Raw genomic sequence first — 15,399 nt, 5'->3', positions numbered from 1 at the left:
ATCGCCGTCGAGTCGTGGACATGACACCGCGCAGGCGGATCTGACCTGCTGGTAGATCGTCCGCGCCGAGCCCCGGCCGCTGCGGGAGATCGTTTTCGCACATCGACCCGAGCATTCATGATCGTCGGCGCGGAATCGGGTGCGCGCGCAGGGTTGACGCTTACCACCGCGCAGTGTGAAAGTGATCACGTACCCACCGACGAATTGCGCTCGGGAGGAAAGTGTCAATGACGACCACCGACAACGAACGCGCCGAACAGCTGGAGGCCGCGGGTCTCGGCGGGCAGAACCGGCTGGCGCTCGGCCGGCTGCTCGGCAGCGGGACCATCGGGTACGCCGAGGAGGGACCCGACGGCGTCCTCCGGGCGACGATCCGGATCCCCGAGGACGAGATCTGCTACGAGCCCGGGATCCTCATCCTCCCGCACGGCGGTGACATCGAGCTGACCCTGATCAACGACGACAAGAACACCCACTGCGCGGTGCTGCCCAGCAACGGCGACCCCAAGTTCATCTGGCTGGTGAACCACTCCAAGGGCACCGCGAAGATCAACCTCGACGGGCCGGGAACGTACTACTACGGCTCCGCGAGCGGCAACGACGAGGGCCGCGGTCTCACCGGTTCGATCGTCATCGGGGGCGAGGTACCCGACCACGCCAAGCTCGACCGTCCCCCGCAGCCGCGACCGTAGGAAGGATCCCGAGATGACCGACTACGTCGACGCGGGCGAAGCGATCCCGCACGTACAGCTCACCAACGTCCGGGGCGAGGCCCCGGCCACCTCCACCGTGGACTACGACCGCATCCGCGGCGCGCGCTCCGAGCCGCAGAACTGGCTGACCTACTACGGCACCTACGACGGCCAGCGCTACAGCGAGCTCGACCAGATCGACAAGGACTCCGTCCGCCGGTTGTCCCCCGCCTGGGTCTTCCAGGCCGGGGCCGTCGGCATGCAGTCCGGTGCGTCGACCTACTCGTTCGAGGCCTCACCGATCGTCGTCGAGGGCGTCATGTACGTCTCCGGCCCGGACGGCCGCGCCTGGGCGATCGACGCGAGGACCGGCGAGGAGCTGTGGCGGTACAAGCACGCCTCGCCCTACGACGTGTCCCTGTGCTGCGGCAACGTCAACCGCGGCCTCGCCGTCGGGCACGGCAAGGTCTACCTGTACACCCTCAACGCGCACATCGTCGCGCTCGACGCGACGACCGGGAAGGTCGTGTGGGACACCGTCAACGGTGACGTCCGCGCCGGGGAGAGCGGCTCGGTCGCGCCGCTGATCGTCAAGGACCTGGTGATCGTCGGGAGCGCCGGCGGGGAGTTCGGCGTCCGCGGACACCTCGACGCGTTCGACGCGCACACCGGTGAGCGGCGCTGGCGCTGCTACACCGTCCCGAAGCCGGGCGAGCCCGGCTCGGAGACCTGGCCCGACGACGGCGAGGCCTGGCAGCGCGGCGGCGGGAACTGCTGGGTGACACCCACCTACGACCCGGAGCTGGAGCTGCTGTTCCAGGGCACCGGGAACCCCGCGCCGGACTTCGACGGCGGCGTCCGGCCGGGCGACAACCTCTACACCGACTCGACGATCGCGGTGGACGTCAACACCGGCGAGATCCGGTGGCACTACCAGTTCACCCCGCACGACCTGTGGGACTACGACTCCACGATGGAGAACGTCCTGTTCGACGCACCGGACGGGCGCAAGCTGCTCGCCCACGCGGACAAGAACGGCTACTTCTTCGTGCTCGACCGGACCAACGGCGAGCTCGTGCGCGTGTTCCCGTTCGTCGACCGGATCACCTGGGGCGAGATCACGCCGGACGGCACGGTGATGCCGAAGATCTACCCCGACGAGGAGGGCGTCCCGGTGCACTTCTGGCCGGGCCCGGCGGGTGGCAAGGAATGGACGCACATGTCCTACAACCCGCAGACCGGGTTGATGTACGTGCCCGTCCAGGAGGTCGGGGCGACCGCCACCCGGCGCCGCCGCGAGTTCAAGGAGTCCATCCCCTACTGGGGCGCCGGTGTCGCCGTCGACATCGAGGACTTCTACGGGTTCGTCGCCGCCATCGACCCGCTCACCGGCGAGGAGAAGTGGCGCTGGAACAACGAGTACCCGATGTGCGCCTCGACGCTGACCACCGCGGGCGGCCTGGTCTTCCAGGGCACCCCGACCGGTGAGTTCGTCGCGCTCGACGCCTCGACCGGGGAGAAGCTCTGGTCGTTCCAGTGCGGGAGCGGGCACCACTCCAGCCCGACCACCTTCGAGGTCGACGGCAGGCAGTTCGTCGCCGTGCCGACCGGGTGGGGCGGCTGGGTCGAGGGGTTCCTGCCGGGTCTGCTCGGTGCGGCCGCAGGTGACGCGTTGTTCTGCTTCGCGCTGCCCGAGCAGTAGGACCCGCCGTTCCGGGGAACCCGGACGTCGTGAGGAGGGAGGTGATCGCATGGAGTCGACCACCGAGTGGGAGGCGCCGGAGTTCGAGGAGATCGGCTGCGCGCCCGAGGTGACGATGTACATCGCCCGTACCGAGGCGTGAGACGGCCGGCGGCCGGGGGTGCGCGAACGGCGCGCCCCCGGCCGTCGCCGTGGGACAAGGGGGGTGCCATGAGGATCCGGGTCCTCGGCTCGGCGGCGGGTGGCGGGTTCCCGCAGTGGAACTGCGGCTGTCCGGGCTGCCGGGCGGTGCGCGACGGCTCACGGCCGGCGACGCCGCGCACCCAGTCCTCGATCGCCGTCTCCCCCGACGGCAGGCGGTGGTGGCTGGTCAACGCCTCCCCCGACATCCGCACCCAGCTCGCCGACACGCCCGCGCTGCACCCCACCGGCGACCGGACGACCCCGCTGCAGGGGGTGCTGCTCACCGACGCCGAGATCGACCACACCCTCGGGCTGGTGCTGCTGCGCGAGGGCCGCGGGGTGTCGCTGCACGCGACCGCGGCGACCGAGCGCACCCTGCGGGCGGGCTCCGGGCTGCTGTCCACCCTGGAGCGGTTCTGCCCGGTGACGTGGACCGAGGTCGTCCCGGGGACGGACCACGACCTCGGCGGCCTGGCCTACCGCGCGTTCGAGGCACCGACCGGTAAGCACGACAGGTTCGCGTCCCCGCGCAGCGCAGGCGGAGCGGGCATCGGTACCGCCGAGGGCCTGCCCGGGCGCGTCGTCGGGTACCGGTTCACCGACACCGCGTCCGGCCGGTACGCCGTGTACCTGCCCGGTGTCCAGGAGCTGACCCCCGCGGTGCAGGACGAGATCGACGGCGCGGACCTGCTGCTCGTCGACGGCACGACCTGGCACGACGACGAGCTGGTGCGGCTCGGGCTGGCCGCGAAGACCGCGCACGACATGGGACACCTGCACATCGGCGGCCGTGGTGGCAGCCTGGAGGTGCTCACCGCCCTCGGTGTGCCCCGGATCGTCTACGTGCACGTCAACAACACCAACCCCGTCCTGCTGGAGGACTCCGCCGAACGCGCCGCGGTCACCGCCGCCGGGGTCGTCGTCGGGTTCGACGGACTGGAACTGGAGGTCTGACATGACCGCTCCGGACACCGCGCTGGTGCGACGCCTGCGGGCGCACGCCGCGCAGTACCACTCGGCGCACCCGTTCCACGTCCGCATGAACGACGGCACCCTCACCCCCGACCAGATCCGCGGATGGGTCGCGAACCGGTTCGCCTACCAGGAGGCCATCCCGGTCAAGGACGCGGCGATCCTGTCGAACTGCCCCGACGTCGGGGTCCGTCGGCGGTGGATCCGCCGGATCACTGACCATGATGGGGTCCACGACGGCCGGGAACCGGGCAGCGGGAACTCCGGACAGGGGGGTATCGAGGCGTGGCTGCGGCTCGGCGAGGCGTGCGGGCTGAGCCGGTCGGAGATCCTCGACCACCGGCACGTCCGGCCCGGGGTGCGGTTCGCCGTCGACGCCTACGTCGGCTTCGCCCGCACGAGGCCGTGGGTCGAGGCGGTCGCGTCGTCGCTGACCGAGCTGTTCGCCCCGGACCTGATGGCCGAGCGGCTGGCGGCGTTCGAGAAGTACTACACCTGGATCGACCCGGACGGGCTGCAGTACTTCCGCAACCGGCTGGTCCAGGCCCCGCGGGACTCCGAGCACGCGCTGGAGGTCGTCGTCGCGCACTGCCGCACGCCCGCCGAGCAGGACGCCGCCGAGGCCGCGCTGTCGTTCAAGTGCGACGTGCTGTGGGCGATCATGGATGCGATCGACCATGCCTACGCGTGACGGGTCGACGGCCGCCGGTGCGGCGCGGGTGCCGGCACCGCGGCGCGGCGAGCGGGCCGCCCGCGCGGCCACGGTGACCGGGGGCTCCCGGCCCCGGCTGGGCCGGCACGTGCGGATGCGCCCGGACCGCCCGACCGACGGCTGGGTGCTGCTCGGGCCGGAGACCGTCGTCGTGCTGAACCGGACCGGGCACGCGGTGCTGCGCCTGTGCGACGGCGAGCGCACCGTCGACGACATCGTCGCCGCGCTGGTCGCGGACTTCGACGAGGCCGACGAGCTGGTCGTCGGGGAGCAGGTGCGGGACTACCTCGCCCGGCTCGTCGACCGGAACCTGGTGGCGCTCGGATGAGCGCCCCGCGCCCGTTCGGGCTGCTCGCCGAGCTCACCTACCGCTGCCCGCTGGCGTGCGCCTACTGCTCGAACCCGATCGAGCTGTCCCGCTACGACGACGAGCTGTCCACCGCCGACTGGCAGCGCGTGTTCGGCGAGGCCGCGGCCATGGGCGTGCTGCAGTGCCACCTGTCCGGCGGGGAGCCGCTGCTGCGCCGGGACCTGCCCGAGCTGGTCCGCACCGCCGCCGAGCTGGGCATGTACACCAACCTGGTGACCAGTGCGATGGGCCTGTCCCGCCCGCGGGCCGAGGCGCTGCGCGCGGCGGGTCTGGACCACGTGCAGGTCAGCGTGCAGGCCGACGAGCCCGCCACCTCCGACCGGATCGCCGGGATCCGGTCGTTCGAGCGGAAGCTGGAGGCGTGCGCGCTGGTGCGCGAGCTGGGCTGGCCGCTCACGGTCAACGTGGTCCTGCACCGCGGCAACATCGACCGGGTCGGCGCGATCGTCGACCTCGTGGAGCGCCTCGGCGCGGACCGGGTGGAGCTCGCCAACACCCAGTACTACGGCTGGGCGTGGCGCAACCGGTCGTCGCTGCTGCCGACGGCTGCGCAGCTCGACCGGGCCGAGGAGGTCGTCTCCGCCGCCCGGGCGCGGCTGGCCGGGTCGATGGAGGTCGTGCACGTGCTGCCCGACTACTACGCCCGCCACCCCAAGCCGTGCATGGGGGGCTGGGCGCAGCGCCAGCTCACCGTCGCCCCGAACGGCGACGCGCTGCCCTGCCCGGCCGCGCAGACCCTGCCGCTGCCGCGGGCCTCGGTCCACGACGCTGGCCTGGCCGAGATCTGGACCTCGGCGCCGCTGTTCACCGCCTACCGCGGCGAGGACTGGATGCAGGAGCCGTGCCGGACCTGCGACCGGCGCGAGATCGACCTGGGCGGGTGCCGCTGCCAGGCGTTCCAGCTCACCGGCGACGCCGCGGCCACCGACCCGGTGTGCCACCTGTCGCCCGAGCACGGGCTCGTCGAGGACGTGGTGGGCGAGGCCAACCGGCCGGGGCGGGTCGACCTGGAGCTCGCCCCCCGCCCGCACCGCTGAGCCCGACCGGGTCAGCGCAGGTGCGCGGCGTCCCAGAAGCGGTACGACCGGTCCGCGGGGTCGACGACCGCGTCGTCGACCTGCGGTCCGGCGGCGATCAGCCGACGCAGGTAGTCCCCCACACCCGTCCCGACCACGCGGCGCTCGTCCTCGTCCGGCCCGGCGACGACGATCTGCCCCACGGTGCCGCCCGGCTCCGGGACGGTGTCGACAACCAGGGCGTTCCCGCCGCCGTCGACGGCCAGCGGCCACCAGCCCGCGTCCCAGTAGCGGGCGCGCACGGGGTCGCCCGCGCGCACGGTCACGAAGTCGCTCCCCACGGTGGCGACGGCGTCGACCCAGACGCGGTACTCCCGGGTCGCCTCGGCCAGCGGGACGAAGCGGTAGGTCGCGGGGAACAGGCTCGTCGCGACCTCCGGGTGCGGACCGGGGGCGCGCGGGTGGTCGGCCAGCTGGCCGTCGGCGAGCGCGTAGAGCGCCCGCAGCGCGGCCGGGAACTCCCGGCCGAATACGGCCTCGGCGTCGGCGACCGCGCCCGGCTCCGCGGGCGCGCGGAGGTTGGACGAGGCCGGGATCCCGGCCCGTTCCAGCACGTCGAGCCAGCGGGGCCAGGCGGTCGCGACGCCGTCGTCGGGAGCGCCGCCGGGGAGGTCACGGTCACCGGTCACGGTGTGCAGCCTGCCACGACGGGCGGGCCCGGGGCGCACCCGCCGACGGGTTCTGGCAGGGTCGTCGCACACCCCAGGCCCGCCCCCGTGGGCCGTCCCCGTCCGTGAGGAGCACGTCCGTGTCCGCACCGCAGAAGCCCGCCGTCGAGATCGTCGACGGCCCGCTGCCCACCGACCTCGTGACCGAGGACCTCTCCGTCGGCGACGGCCAGGAGGCCAAGCCCGGTGACACCGTCGCCGTGCACTACGTCGGGGTCTCGCAGTCCACCGGCCGCGAGTTCGACAACTCCTACGACCGCGGCCAGCCGCTGCAGTTCGGGCTCGGCGCCGGGCAGGTCATCTCCGGCTGGGACAACGGCGTCGCCGGGATGAAGGTCGGCGGCCGCCGCCGGCTCGTGATCCCGCCGCACCTGGGCTACGGCGCCCAGGGCGCGGGCGGCGTCATCGCCCCGAACGAGACCCTGATCTTCGTCTGCGACCTGGTGGGCGTGCGCTGACCGCACTCCTGCTGATCTCCGACACCCACCACCCGAGCCGCGGGGCCGCCCACTCCGGTGGGCTCCCCGGGCCGGTGTGGGACGCCGTCGACGCCGCCGACGTCGTGGTGCACGCCGGTGACTGGTGCTCGGTGGAGCTGCTCGACCGGGTCGCGGGCCGCGCGGCTCGGCTGCTCGCCTGCTGGGGCAACAACGACGGCGACGACGTGCGCGCCCGGCTGCCGGAGACGGCCCGGGCGAGGATCGACGGGGTTCGGGTCGCGGTGACCCACGAGACCGGCCCGAAGCAGGGCCGCGAACGCCGGGTACTCGCCGCGCACCCCGACACCGACCTGCTGGTGTTCGGGCACTCGCACATCCCGTGGGACTCCGTCGCCGACGGGCTGCGGCTGCTGAACCCGGGGTCGCCGACCGACCGGCGCCGGATGCCGACCCACACCTGGATGACGCTGAGCCTGCACGACGGCCGGATCGACGACGTCGTGCTGCACCACCTCTGACGTCCCGTCAGCCGTCGTCGTCAGCCGTCGTCAGCCGTCGTCATCGTCGTCGGGCTGCTGGCCCCGGTCCTGCGGGACCGGAGCCGCCGGGGCCTGCCGGTCGTCGTCCACCCGGGTCGCCGACGACGGGCCGCCGGCCGGGGAGTCGTCGTCGCGGGCGCCCTCGCCCGTGCCGAACACCAGCACCAGGCCGATCAGCGCGGCCACGACCGCGAGCGCCGCGGCCATCCGGTCCTTCGCGAGCCGGTCCTTCGTGGGCATCGGGTCTCCCTGCGGTGCTCAGTCGTCGACGGGGACGCCGCCGAAGACGGTGAGGCTGACGACGAAGTAGGCGGCGTAGAGCACGAGCAGCACCACGCCGTGCCAGCGGCGGATCCGCCCGGTGCCGAGGAACACCGCGGAGAGCACCGTCAGCCCGAGTAGCACCGGCAGGTGCCAGACTAGGGCCGTCGGGTCGACCACGATCGACCCGCCGACCAGCAGGATCACGCCGAGCTTGCCGGTGACCGAGAACACGACGCTGCCGAGCACGTTCGCGACGGCGATCTCGGGTGCGCCGCGCCGGGCCGGCTCGACGGTGATGAGGATGTCCTCGAGCGACAGTGCGAGCGTCGCGATGGTGACCCCGAAGACCGTCCCGCTGATCGCCCAGGTCTCGAGGATGCCCTCGGTGCCCTGCCCGGCGACGAGTGCGCCGACGACGAGCCCGATCAGCGCGATGACGGCGAACAGGACGGTCCGCCCGGGCGGCTGGGACCGTGCCTTCAGGAACCCGTCGTCGACGCGCAGGTCCTCGGGCAGCCGGAACCCGGGGCTGCTGCCGTCCGCCGTCCCGGTCCGGGGTGGGCCGCTCGTCGCGACCGTCGCCGTCGTGCTCCCGCCCGCGCCGACCCCGGCCCGCTCCAGCTGCTCGTAGACCTCGGCGTTGCGCCAGACGGGCCGTCGGGCGGAGTACTCGCGGTAGGCGATCCAGCCGACGAAGGCGACGAACAGCAGGATCAGCACGATGCCGGTCCCGGCGGTGAGCAGGCCGCTGAGCGCCAGCAGGAACATCACCACCGGAGCGGCGACGTAGAGCGCGAGGTAGTCGCGCGGGACCTCGACCCGGGTCGGCGCGATGATCGCGGCGAGCGCCAGCACGATGCCGGTCAGCGCGATCGTGGTGCCGATGACGGTGCCGAGCGCGACGTCGCTGAGGTCCTCCATGTTGAGGACGACGCCGAACGCGAGATCGTCGAACTCGATGCCGGTGAAGACGACGGCGATCAGGAACAGCGAGATCGCCCAGCGGCTCGCCACCCCGACCAGGTAACCGATGAGCTTCTCCGCGCTGTAGACCAGCACGGCGACGCCCAGAACGAACTCGATCACCGGGATCATGCGTCAGCCCCTCGCTACGCTGCCAGGATCACTCGATGGTGACCTGGGCCACGTGCCGATGCAACACTTGACACCGCGAGCGAGAACGTCTCGGCAGGTCAGGGGCGGCGCCGGCGACGGGGGCGGACACGGAGCCGCCCCGGTGTCCGATGCGGACGCCGGGGCGGAGGGAGGCCGTCGGGGACGGTGGGTCTCAGTCGCGCGGAGGCGCGCTCACGCGGTGGTCGGCCTGCTCGTCACGGGCCACGATCTGCGCGGCCTCCTCCTTCGTGCGGGCCAGCGGCGGCGCGGTGATCCCGCTGCCCTGCTCGGCCAGCTCGGGCTTCATCCGGACCGCGACGAGGCTGGCGATCGTGGTGATCGCGAGGACGCCGACGATGACGCCGAGCGAGAGCCCGATCCCGACCTCGGGGACCGGGACCGGCTGCCCGCCGTTGATGAAGGGCAGCTCGTTCTCGTGCAGGGCGTGCAGGGCGAGCTTGACGCCGATGAAGGCGAGCAGCACCGCCAGGCCGTAGGACAGGAAGACCAGCTTGTTGAGCAGCCCGCCGAGCAGGAAGTAGAGCTGACGCAGCCCCATCAGCGCGAACGCGTTCGCGGTGAAGACGAGGTAGGGCTCCTGGGTGAGCCCGAAGATCGCCGGGATCGAGTCCAGGGCGAACATGATGTCGGTGACGCCGATGGCGATCATCACGATCAGCATCGGGGTCAGCCAGCGCTTGCCGTCGATCTTCACCGTGGTCTTGGCGCCGTGGTAGTCGTCGGTGACCGGGAAGGCCTTGCGGACCCACTTCAGGACCCGGCCCTCCTTCCACTCCTCGTCGTCGCCGCCGGCGGCCTGCTTGACCAGCGAGACCGCGGTGTAGATGAGGAACGCGGCGAAGAGGAAGAACACCCAGCTGAAGCGGTCGATGACCGCCGCGCCCGCGGCGATGAAGATGCTGCGCATGATCAGCGCGATCACGATGCCGACCAGCAGCACCCGGTGCTGGTGGAGGACCGGGACCTTGAACGCGGACATGATGATGAGGAAGACGAACAGGTTGTCGACCGACAACGAGTACTCGGTCAGGTAGCCGGCGAAGAACTCGCCGGCGTAGGTGCCGCCGGAGAAGAACCAGACCCCGCAGCCGAACGCGACGGCCAGCGCCACGTAGAAGACGACCCAGCGGGTGACCTCGCCCAGGGTCACGGCGTGCGGCTTGTGGTCGTTGAGCCACAGGTCCGCGCCGATCACCAGCACGAACCCGACGATGGTGACCAACCAGACCCACAGGGGTACGTTCACGGACTTTCTCCAGACCAGGGCAGCGTCAGACAGCCCGAGGTCTCTCCCGCCACGGCACCCCGGTCCTGCGACTGCCGAGCGTGGCCGGTGGTGCCGGGTCCGCGCGCGAGCCACGCTCACGACGACACCGTGCTGACGACACCACCGCGGTAGGGATACTCCCCTGCGGTAGGTGAAGTGTCCTCCCTGCACCGTTGCGTGGCGAGTCGGGGTGACCCAGTGCACCCGGTCGGTGACCCACTTCGTCCGTAGTGTCCGGTTCAGTGACGCGCGGGACGGCTGAGCCGGACCTTGTCGATCTCCTCGCCGAGGTCGGTGATCGCGTGCACGACGAGCTGGGAGTCGGTGCCGTGCGAGCCGGGCACCACCGAGCAGCGCAGATAGGCGTAGCCGAGGTACCGGGTCCGCGACCAGGTGACGGTCTCGGCCTGCTTCTGGTCGTCGGGTCCCGCCACGAAGCTCGTGACCGGCGCCTGCTCGGTCTCCTGGCCGCGGTGGCTGTCGGTCTCGCCGGGCTGCCAGCGGTAGCGGGGCCGTCCGCCGGAGCCGACGCAGACGTAGGTGGTGCCGTCGGTCTCCGGGTGGACGGTCGAGCGGTCCGGGGCCGGGCGGGTGGGGCGGCCGTCACGGATGGGGTCGGTGCGCTCGTACTGGTGGTTGTGGCCCTGCACGCACAGGTCGACCCGGTAGCGGTCGCACAGCGGCGCCAACGCCCGTCGCACCCCGGCGTCGGAGGCGTGCGCGCCGGAGGTGGCGAAGGCGCAGTGGTGGAAGAACAAGACGATCCACTCGATGTCCGGGTCGGCGCGCCAGCCGGCCAGGGTCCGCTCCAGCCAGGCCAGCTGGGTGCCGCCGGAGTAGCCGGCGTTGGTCGGGATCTCGGTGGACAGGTCGTTGGCGTCGACGCTGGCGACCCCGACGGTGCCGTGGGTGAACGCGTACACCGAGGGGCAGCCGCGGGGGCCGGTCCCGGGCAGCGACAGCCGGGCGGCGTGCCCGGCGTAGCCGTGTGCGGGGCCGTCGGCCCGGTTCAGGTCGTAGAGCGCCTCCATGTCGTGGTTGCCGGTGGCGAACATCCACGGGGTCGACGCGGCCGAGCGTTCGATCGCGGCGAAGTAGGTGCTCCAGACCGTGGGGTCGAAGCTGTCGTGGGCCTCGTCGTCGTGCCCCGCGCCGTCGAGGGCGGGCTTCCCGGCACCGGAGGGGTCGGCGTAGCAGATGTCGCCGGCGAGCAGGTGGAACGCGGGCTGCTCGGCCGCGACGAGCGCGGTCAGCGCCTCCGACGGCATCGGACTGCGGTGGGTGTCGTCGGCCTTGTAGAGATTCGGCTCGGCGCCGGTGCTGACACCCTGGTCGGCGAACGCGGTGAAGGTGAACCGGTGCCGGGTGCCGCGCGGCGCGGCCGTGCGGAACGTGCTGGTCGCGGTGGTCGTCGCGGTGCCGTCCGCGCCCTCCAGCCGGAACCGGTAGACGTAGCGGCTGCCGGGGGTCAGACCGTCGGCGCGGGCATGGACGAACCACTGCCGGGTGCCCCGGATGCCGCCGTCGGCCTGCGGGACCAGGCTCTCCAGCGGGCGGACCTGCACCGGGAGGGTGAGGCCGAACCCGGAGTCGGTACCGACGTCGACGACCATCCGGCCGGGCGGCGGTGCCGCGGTCAGCTCCCCGGAGAACGACATCGACCGGGCCGGGTCCGGCCCGTAGGCCAGGTGCCGTCCGACGACGGTGACCGGCGCGGGCCCGGCGGCCGCGGCGACCCCGCGTGCCCACGGTGACCCGGACGCGGCGAGCGTGGCCAGCACGCCGGCGCCGCCGCGCAGCGCGGTGCGCCGGCTGACGGGGTGCCGACGCAGGAACGCGGCCAGCCAGTCCTGCTGGTCGGCGATCGTCATGTCGACGGCGAGTGCCCGCGGGACACCGACGCCGGGGGTCTCTCCGGTGGGGTTGACGCTCACACCCGGTGACGGTGCCGGGTCGCGGCTTCCGGTCGGCGTTGCACGGCGGAACAGAAGGTGAACGGGCGACGACACCCGGGGGTCGCGCGCCGTTGGTGCGGAGTTCATCCCGCGGTGGCCGGTTCCCGCGGTGGCCGATTCCCGCGGCACCGGCGCGGGGACGGTCCGGTGGACGGGAACGGACGGGACGTGGTGGGGCGCACGCACCGCCCGGCGACGCGGCCGCGGGGATCTGCGTAGTTTCGACGAGGTGCACGTGCTCCCCCGGGCCCGGTGGGTCCGTACCCCGATCGTGGCGGCGACGGTCACCGCTCTGGTGCTGGCGTTCGCCCCCGCCGCGGCGACCGCCCCCGGTGTCCCGGGCGCGACGGCGGCACCCGCCGCGGCGTCCGCCGACGACGGCGGGTCGGTCGCCGTCACCGCCGAGCGGGTCGCCGTCCCGGCCGGACCCGGACAGCCGGGCACGATCGACCTGGACACCTCGCTCTACGTCCCCGCCTCGGCGACCGCGGCCTCCCCCGCCCCCGCGGTGCTGGTCGCGCACGGCTTCGGCGGCAGCAAGGACTCGGTCGACTCCGACGCCCGCGAGCTCGCCGCCCGCGGGTACGTCGTGCAGACGTGGACCGCGCGCGGTTTCGGCGCCTCCGGCGGCAGCATCGGGCTCGACGACCCGGACCGCGAGGTGGCCGACGCCTCCCGGCTGGTCGACCGGTTGTCCCGGCGCGCGGACGTGCAGCAGGACGGCCCCGGTGACCCCCGCGTCGGGGTGACCGGCGGCTCCTACGGCGGCGGCCTCGCCCTGCTGCTGGCCGGCTACGACCGGCGGATCGACGCGATCGTCCCGGTGATCACCTGGAACGACCTCGGGCAGGCGCTGTTCCCGAACAACGCCGTCCCCACCGGCACGAGCGCACCCGGCACCCCCGCCGCGGGAGCGGGCGCCGGTGACGGGGTGTTCAAGAGCGGCTGGGCCGGGGTGTTCTTCGGCTCCGGAGGCCGGGTCCCCGCGGGCGGCGACACCGCATCCGGGGCCGGGTCGGGCTCCGGCGACGAGTCCGGCGGCGGCTTCGGCGGGTCGGGCGCGACCGGCGGGACCGGCGGGTCGACCGGCGGCGGGGCCGACGGAGGCGGCGGTGTCGGCTCCGGGAGCGGGACCGTCGACGCCGGGACCGCGGCAGGCGGGACGGGGAGCTCCGGCCCGGCCGGCCCCGGCACGTCCGCGGGCAGCCCCGGTGCGGTGCCCGGCGCACCCTCGGACCCGGTCTGCGGCCGCTTCGCCCGCGACGTCTGCGCCGCCTACGGCGAGGCCGCCCGCACCGGCCGCGTCTCCCCGGAGCTGGCCCGGCTGCTGCGCCGCTCCTCCCCCGCGACCGTCACCGACCGGATCACCGCGCCGACGCTGCTCGTCCAGGGCGAGCAGGACACCCTGTTCGGTCTCGACCAGGCCGACGCGAACGCCCGCCAGATCGCCGCGAACGGCACCCCCGTGTCGGTGCTGTGGTTCGCGGGCGGCCACGACGGCGGCGGCCCCGACTCCGAGGTCCGCGCCCGCATCGCCGACTGGTTCGACCAGCACCTGCGGGGCCTGCCCGCCGCCGAGGGCACCACCGGCGGCCTCGCCGAGGCCCCCTTCGCCTACCAGGTCCGCAGCTCCGTCCGCGCCCGCGACGACACCCCCACCGGCCGGACCGTCCTGGCCGACGCCTACCCCGGCCTGAGGGCGGGCTCCGCTCCCGCACCGACCACCGCGCTGCCGCTGGAGGGCGGCGAGCAGACCGTCGTCCACCCGCCGGGCGGGAACCCCTCGGCGCTCACCTCGCTGCCGGGGCTCGGCTCGGCGCTCGGGTCGCTGGGCTCGCTGGGCGGACTGTCCGGCCTGACGACGCCGGGCCAGTCCGCCCGGTTCCTCACCGCGCCCGTCGCCGACGCGATGCAGCCGTCGGGGGCACCGCGGGTGACGGTGCGCGTCGCGCGGGTCGCCGGACAGCCCGCCCCGGACACCGCGGTGCTGTTCGCCTCGCTCACCACGCTCGGCCCGGACGGGCGCAGCACGCTGCTGGGCAACGCCGTGGCACCCCTGCGGATCGCCGTCCCCGCCGACGGGTCCCCGGCCGAGACCACGGTGACGCTGCCCGGCGTCGTCGCACCGGTGCAGGCCGGCAGCCGCCTGCTGGTGCAGCTGTCGACGACCGACCAGGGCTACGACTCCGGCCCCGACCCCGCCGTGTGGCGGGTCGGGCTCGCCGGGGACACCGCGCTGTCGGTGCCCCAGGTGCCCGGCCGCACCGAGTCGGCGGGGACGGTCCCCCTGTGGCCGGTGCTCGGGATCGCCGCCGTGCTGGCCGCGGCACTCGTGGCGTGGCTGGTGGCGCGGCTGCGGTCGCGCCGGGCCGACCCCGCCGACGACGACGTGCCCGACGACGCGGCGCCGCTGGTCGTCGGCGGGCTGGCGAAGACCTACCGCAACGGGTTCGCCGCGGTGTCCGACGTGTCGTTCACGGTGCCGCGCGGCGCGGTGCTCGGCCTGCTCGGCCCGAACGGCGCCGGCAAGACGACCGTCCTGCGCATGCTCATGGGCCTGATCACGCCCACCGCCGGGACGATGACGGCGTTCGGCCGCCCGATCCGGCCCAGCGCGGCGGTGCTGTCGCGGATCGGCGCGTTCGTCGAGGGCCCCGGGTTCCTGCCGCACCTGTCGGGCGCGGAGAACCTGCGCCTGTACTGGGAGGCCACCGGACGCCCACCGGAGCAGGCCCGGATGGCCGAGACGCTGGAGATCGCCGGTCTCGGCGAGTCGGTGCACCGCCGCGTCGGCACCTACTCCCAGGGCATGCGGCAGCGCCTCGCGATCGCGCAGGCGATGCTGGGCCTGCCCGAGCTGCTCATCCTCGACGAGCCCACCAACGGGCTCGACCCGCCCCAGATCCACGCGATGCGCGAGCTGCTGCGCCGCTACGCCGCGGGCGGCCGGACGGTGCTCGTGTCCAGCCACCTGCTGTCGGAGGTCGAGCAGACCTGCTCTGAGGTCGTGGTCATGCACCGCGGCACGGTGGTCGCCGCGGGGACGGTCGCCGAGCTGATGGCGGCCGGGGGCGGCTCGTCGTTCACCGTGGACGACACCGGCCGGGCCGCGGCGGTTCTGGCCGCCCTCGACGGCGTCACCGACGTCGTCACCGGGGACGAGCCGGGCGTCGTGCACGCCCACACGGGCGACACCGCCCGCGCCGACGCCGTCGCCGCGCTGGTGTCCGGCGGGGTCGCGGTCAGCGCGGCCGGGCCGCGCGGCCGGCTGGAGGACGCGTTCCTGGAACTGGTGGGCCCCGAGGGCCGTGACGTGGGAGCCCCGCAGGGACAGGACGTGGTGGCCCCGCAGGGGCGGGACGTGGGAGCCCCGCGGGGGCAGGACGCCGGAGGTACCCCGTGAGTGACGACCGTCAGCTCTC

General features: G+C 73.7%; 15 protein-coding genes. 10 read left to right on the top strand and 5 right to left on the bottom strand.

What is annotated here, in order from left to right:
- The first annotated feature begins 227 nt into the window (after nucleotides 1–227).
- The 7 genes from KPL59_RS24660 to pqqE all read left to right on the top strand — a co-directional run bounded on the left by KPL59_RS24660 (nucleotide 228) and on the right by pqqE (nucleotide 5,668).
- Nucleotides 228–692 (top strand): MSMEG_3727 family PQQ-associated protein, encoded by a 465-nt coding sequence (locus KPL59_RS24660; protein ID WP_060712364.1) that lies wholly within the window; start codon nucleotides 228–230, stop codon nucleotides 690–692.
- Nucleotides 693–705: 13 nt separating this feature from the next.
- Nucleotides 706–2,394 carry a PQQ-dependent dehydrogenase, methanol/ethanol family gene (locus KPL59_RS24655; protein ID WP_226362160.1) on the top strand — a complete coding sequence of 563 codons (1,689 nt, stop codon included), beginning with the start codon at nucleotides 706–708 and terminating at the stop codon, nucleotides 2,392–2,394.
- Between the two features lie 49 nt (nucleotides 2,395–2,443).
- The gene (pqqA, locus tag KPL59_RS24650; RefSeq protein WP_060712366.1) at nucleotides 2,444–2,536 is read left to right on the top strand and encodes a pyrroloquinoline quinone precursor peptide PqqA; all 93 of its coding nucleotides are present in this window, start codon (nucleotides 2,444–2,446) and stop codon (nucleotides 2,534–2,536) included.
- A 68-nt stretch (nucleotides 2,537–2,604) separates the two neighbouring features.
- A complete protein-coding gene (gene pqqB / locus KPL59_RS24645) occupies nucleotides 2,605–3,531 on the top strand; it encodes a pyrroloquinoline quinone biosynthesis protein PqqB (protein ID WP_226362159.1) in 927 nt (308 codons plus the stop codon).
- Between the two features lies 1 nt (nucleotide 3,532).
- Nucleotides 3,533–4,240, top strand: a complete 708-nt coding sequence (pqqC, locus tag KPL59_RS24640) for a pyrroloquinoline-quinone synthase PqqC (RefSeq protein ID WP_226362158.1) — start codon at nucleotides 3,533–3,535, stop codon at nucleotides 4,238–4,240.
- Nucleotides 4,227–4,589, top strand: coding sequence for a pyrroloquinoline quinone biosynthesis peptide chaperone PqqD (pqqD, locus tag KPL59_RS24635; RefSeq protein ID WP_226362157.1), 363 nt, complete (start codon nucleotides 4,227–4,229; stop codon nucleotides 4,587–4,589). Before pqqC ends, pqqD begins: the two co-directional genes overlap by 14 nt.
- Nucleotides 4,586–5,668: a pyrroloquinoline quinone biosynthesis protein PqqE gene (gene pqqE, locus KPL59_RS24630; RefSeq protein ID WP_226362156.1), complete on the top strand. Its 1,083-nt coding sequence runs from the start codon at nucleotides 4,586–4,588 to the stop codon at nucleotides 5,666–5,668. The genes pqqD and pqqE overlap by 4 nt, the downstream gene beginning before the upstream one ends.
- An 11-nt stretch (nucleotides 5,669–5,679) precedes the next feature.
- On the opposite strand, the gene KPL59_RS24625 is transcribed toward pqqE, so the two are convergent.
- Nucleotides 5,680–6,336: an SMI1/KNR4 family protein gene (locus KPL59_RS24625; protein WP_226362155.1), complete on the bottom strand. Its 657-nt coding sequence runs from the start codon at nucleotides 6,334–6,336 to the stop codon at nucleotides 5,680–5,682.
- 119 nt (nucleotides 6,337–6,455) lie between these two features.
- Here KPL59_RS24625 and KPL59_RS24620 point away from each other — a divergent pair, with 119 nt between their 5' ends.
- Both KPL59_RS24620 and KPL59_RS24615 read left to right on the top strand, forming a co-directional pair.
- The gene (locus KPL59_RS24620; protein ID WP_020626759.1) at nucleotides 6,456–6,833 is read left to right on the top strand and encodes an FKBP-type peptidyl-prolyl cis-trans isomerase; all 378 of its coding nucleotides are present in this window, start codon (nucleotides 6,456–6,458) and stop codon (nucleotides 6,831–6,833) included.
- Nucleotides 6,830–7,333, top strand: coding sequence for a metallophosphoesterase family protein (locus KPL59_RS24615; protein WP_226362804.1), 504 nt, complete (start codon nucleotides 6,830–6,832; stop codon nucleotides 7,331–7,333). Before KPL59_RS24620 ends, KPL59_RS24615 begins: the two co-directional genes overlap by 4 nt.
- A 30-nt stretch (nucleotides 7,334–7,363) precedes the next feature.
- On the opposite strand, the gene KPL59_RS24610 is transcribed toward KPL59_RS24615, so the two are convergent.
- The 4 genes from KPL59_RS24610 to KPL59_RS37135 form a co-directional block, all read right to left on the bottom strand.
- Nucleotides 7,364–7,594, bottom strand: a complete 231-nt coding sequence (locus KPL59_RS24610) for a hypothetical protein (protein ID WP_226362154.1) — start codon at nucleotides 7,592–7,594, stop codon at nucleotides 7,364–7,366.
- Nucleotides 7,595–7,612: 18 nt separating this feature from the next.
- Nucleotides 7,613–8,713: a sodium:calcium antiporter gene (locus KPL59_RS24605; protein WP_226362153.1), complete on the bottom strand. Its 1,101-nt coding sequence runs from the start codon at nucleotides 8,711–8,713 to the stop codon at nucleotides 7,613–7,615.
- 193 nt (nucleotides 8,714–8,906) lie between these two features.
- The gene (locus KPL59_RS24600; RefSeq protein WP_226362152.1) at nucleotides 8,907–10,001 is read right to left on the bottom strand and encodes a TerC family protein; all 1,095 of its coding nucleotides are present in this window, start codon (nucleotides 9,999–10,001) and stop codon (nucleotides 8,907–8,909) included.
- Between the two features lie 260 nt (nucleotides 10,002–10,261).
- Nucleotides 10,262–11,956, bottom strand: coding sequence for a metallophosphoesterase (locus tag KPL59_RS37135; RefSeq protein ID WP_226362151.1), 1,695 nt, complete (start codon nucleotides 11,954–11,956; stop codon nucleotides 10,262–10,264).
- Between the two features lie 256 nt (nucleotides 11,957–12,212).
- On the opposite strand from KPL59_RS37135, the gene KPL59_RS24590 reads away from it, so the two are divergent.
- Nucleotides 12,213–15,380, top strand: a complete 3,168-nt coding sequence (locus tag KPL59_RS24590; RefSeq protein ID WP_308187943.1) for an alpha/beta fold hydrolase — start codon at nucleotides 12,213–12,215, stop codon at nucleotides 15,378–15,380.
- The last annotated feature ends 19 nt before the right edge of the window (nucleotides 15,381–15,399 follow it).

This window comes from Pseudonocardia sp. ICBG1142 (assembly GCF_020496255.1).
Classification (GTDB): domain Bacteria; phylum Actinomycetota; class Actinomycetes; order Mycobacteriales; family Pseudonocardiaceae; genus Pseudonocardia.
The sequence above is the reverse complement of the archived record's forward strand: the minus strand, read 5'-3'. Positions and strand labels throughout refer to the sequence as shown.

Bases quoted from the DNA above. Each gene is read 5' to 3' on its own strand.
- KPL59_RS24655 (WP_226362160.1), top strand. From the start codon at position 706: ATGACCGACTACGTCGACGCGGGCGAAGCGATCCCGCACGTACAGCTC.
- pqqB (WP_226362159.1), top strand. From the start codon at position 2,605: ATGAGGATCCGGGTCCTCGGCTCGGCGGCGGGTGGCGGGTTCCCGCAG.
- pqqC (WP_226362158.1), top strand. From the start codon at position 3,533: ATGACCGCTCCGGACACCGCGCTGGTGCGACGCCTGCGGGCGCACGCC.
- KPL59_RS24660 (WP_060712364.1), top strand. From the start codon at position 228: ATGACGACCACCGACAACGAACGCGCCGAACAGCTGGAGGCCGCGGGT.
- pqqD (WP_226362157.1), top strand. From the start codon at position 4,227: ATGCCTACGCGTGACGGGTCGACGGCCGCCGGTGCGGCGCGGGTGCCG.
- KPL59_RS24605 (WP_226362153.1), bottom strand. From the start codon at position 8,713: ATGATCCCGGTGATCGAGTTCGTTCTGGGCGTCGCCGTGCTGGTCTAC.
- KPL59_RS24610 (WP_226362154.1), bottom strand. From the start codon at position 7,594: ATGCCCACGAAGGACCGGCTCGCGAAGGACCGGATGGCCGCGGCGCTC.
- pqqE (WP_226362156.1), top strand. From the start codon at position 4,586: ATGAGCGCCCCGCGCCCGTTCGGGCTGCTCGCCGAGCTCACCTACCGC.
- pqqA (WP_060712366.1), top strand. From the start codon at position 2,444: ATGGAGTCGACCACCGAGTGGGAGGCGCCGGAGTTCGAGGAGATCGGC.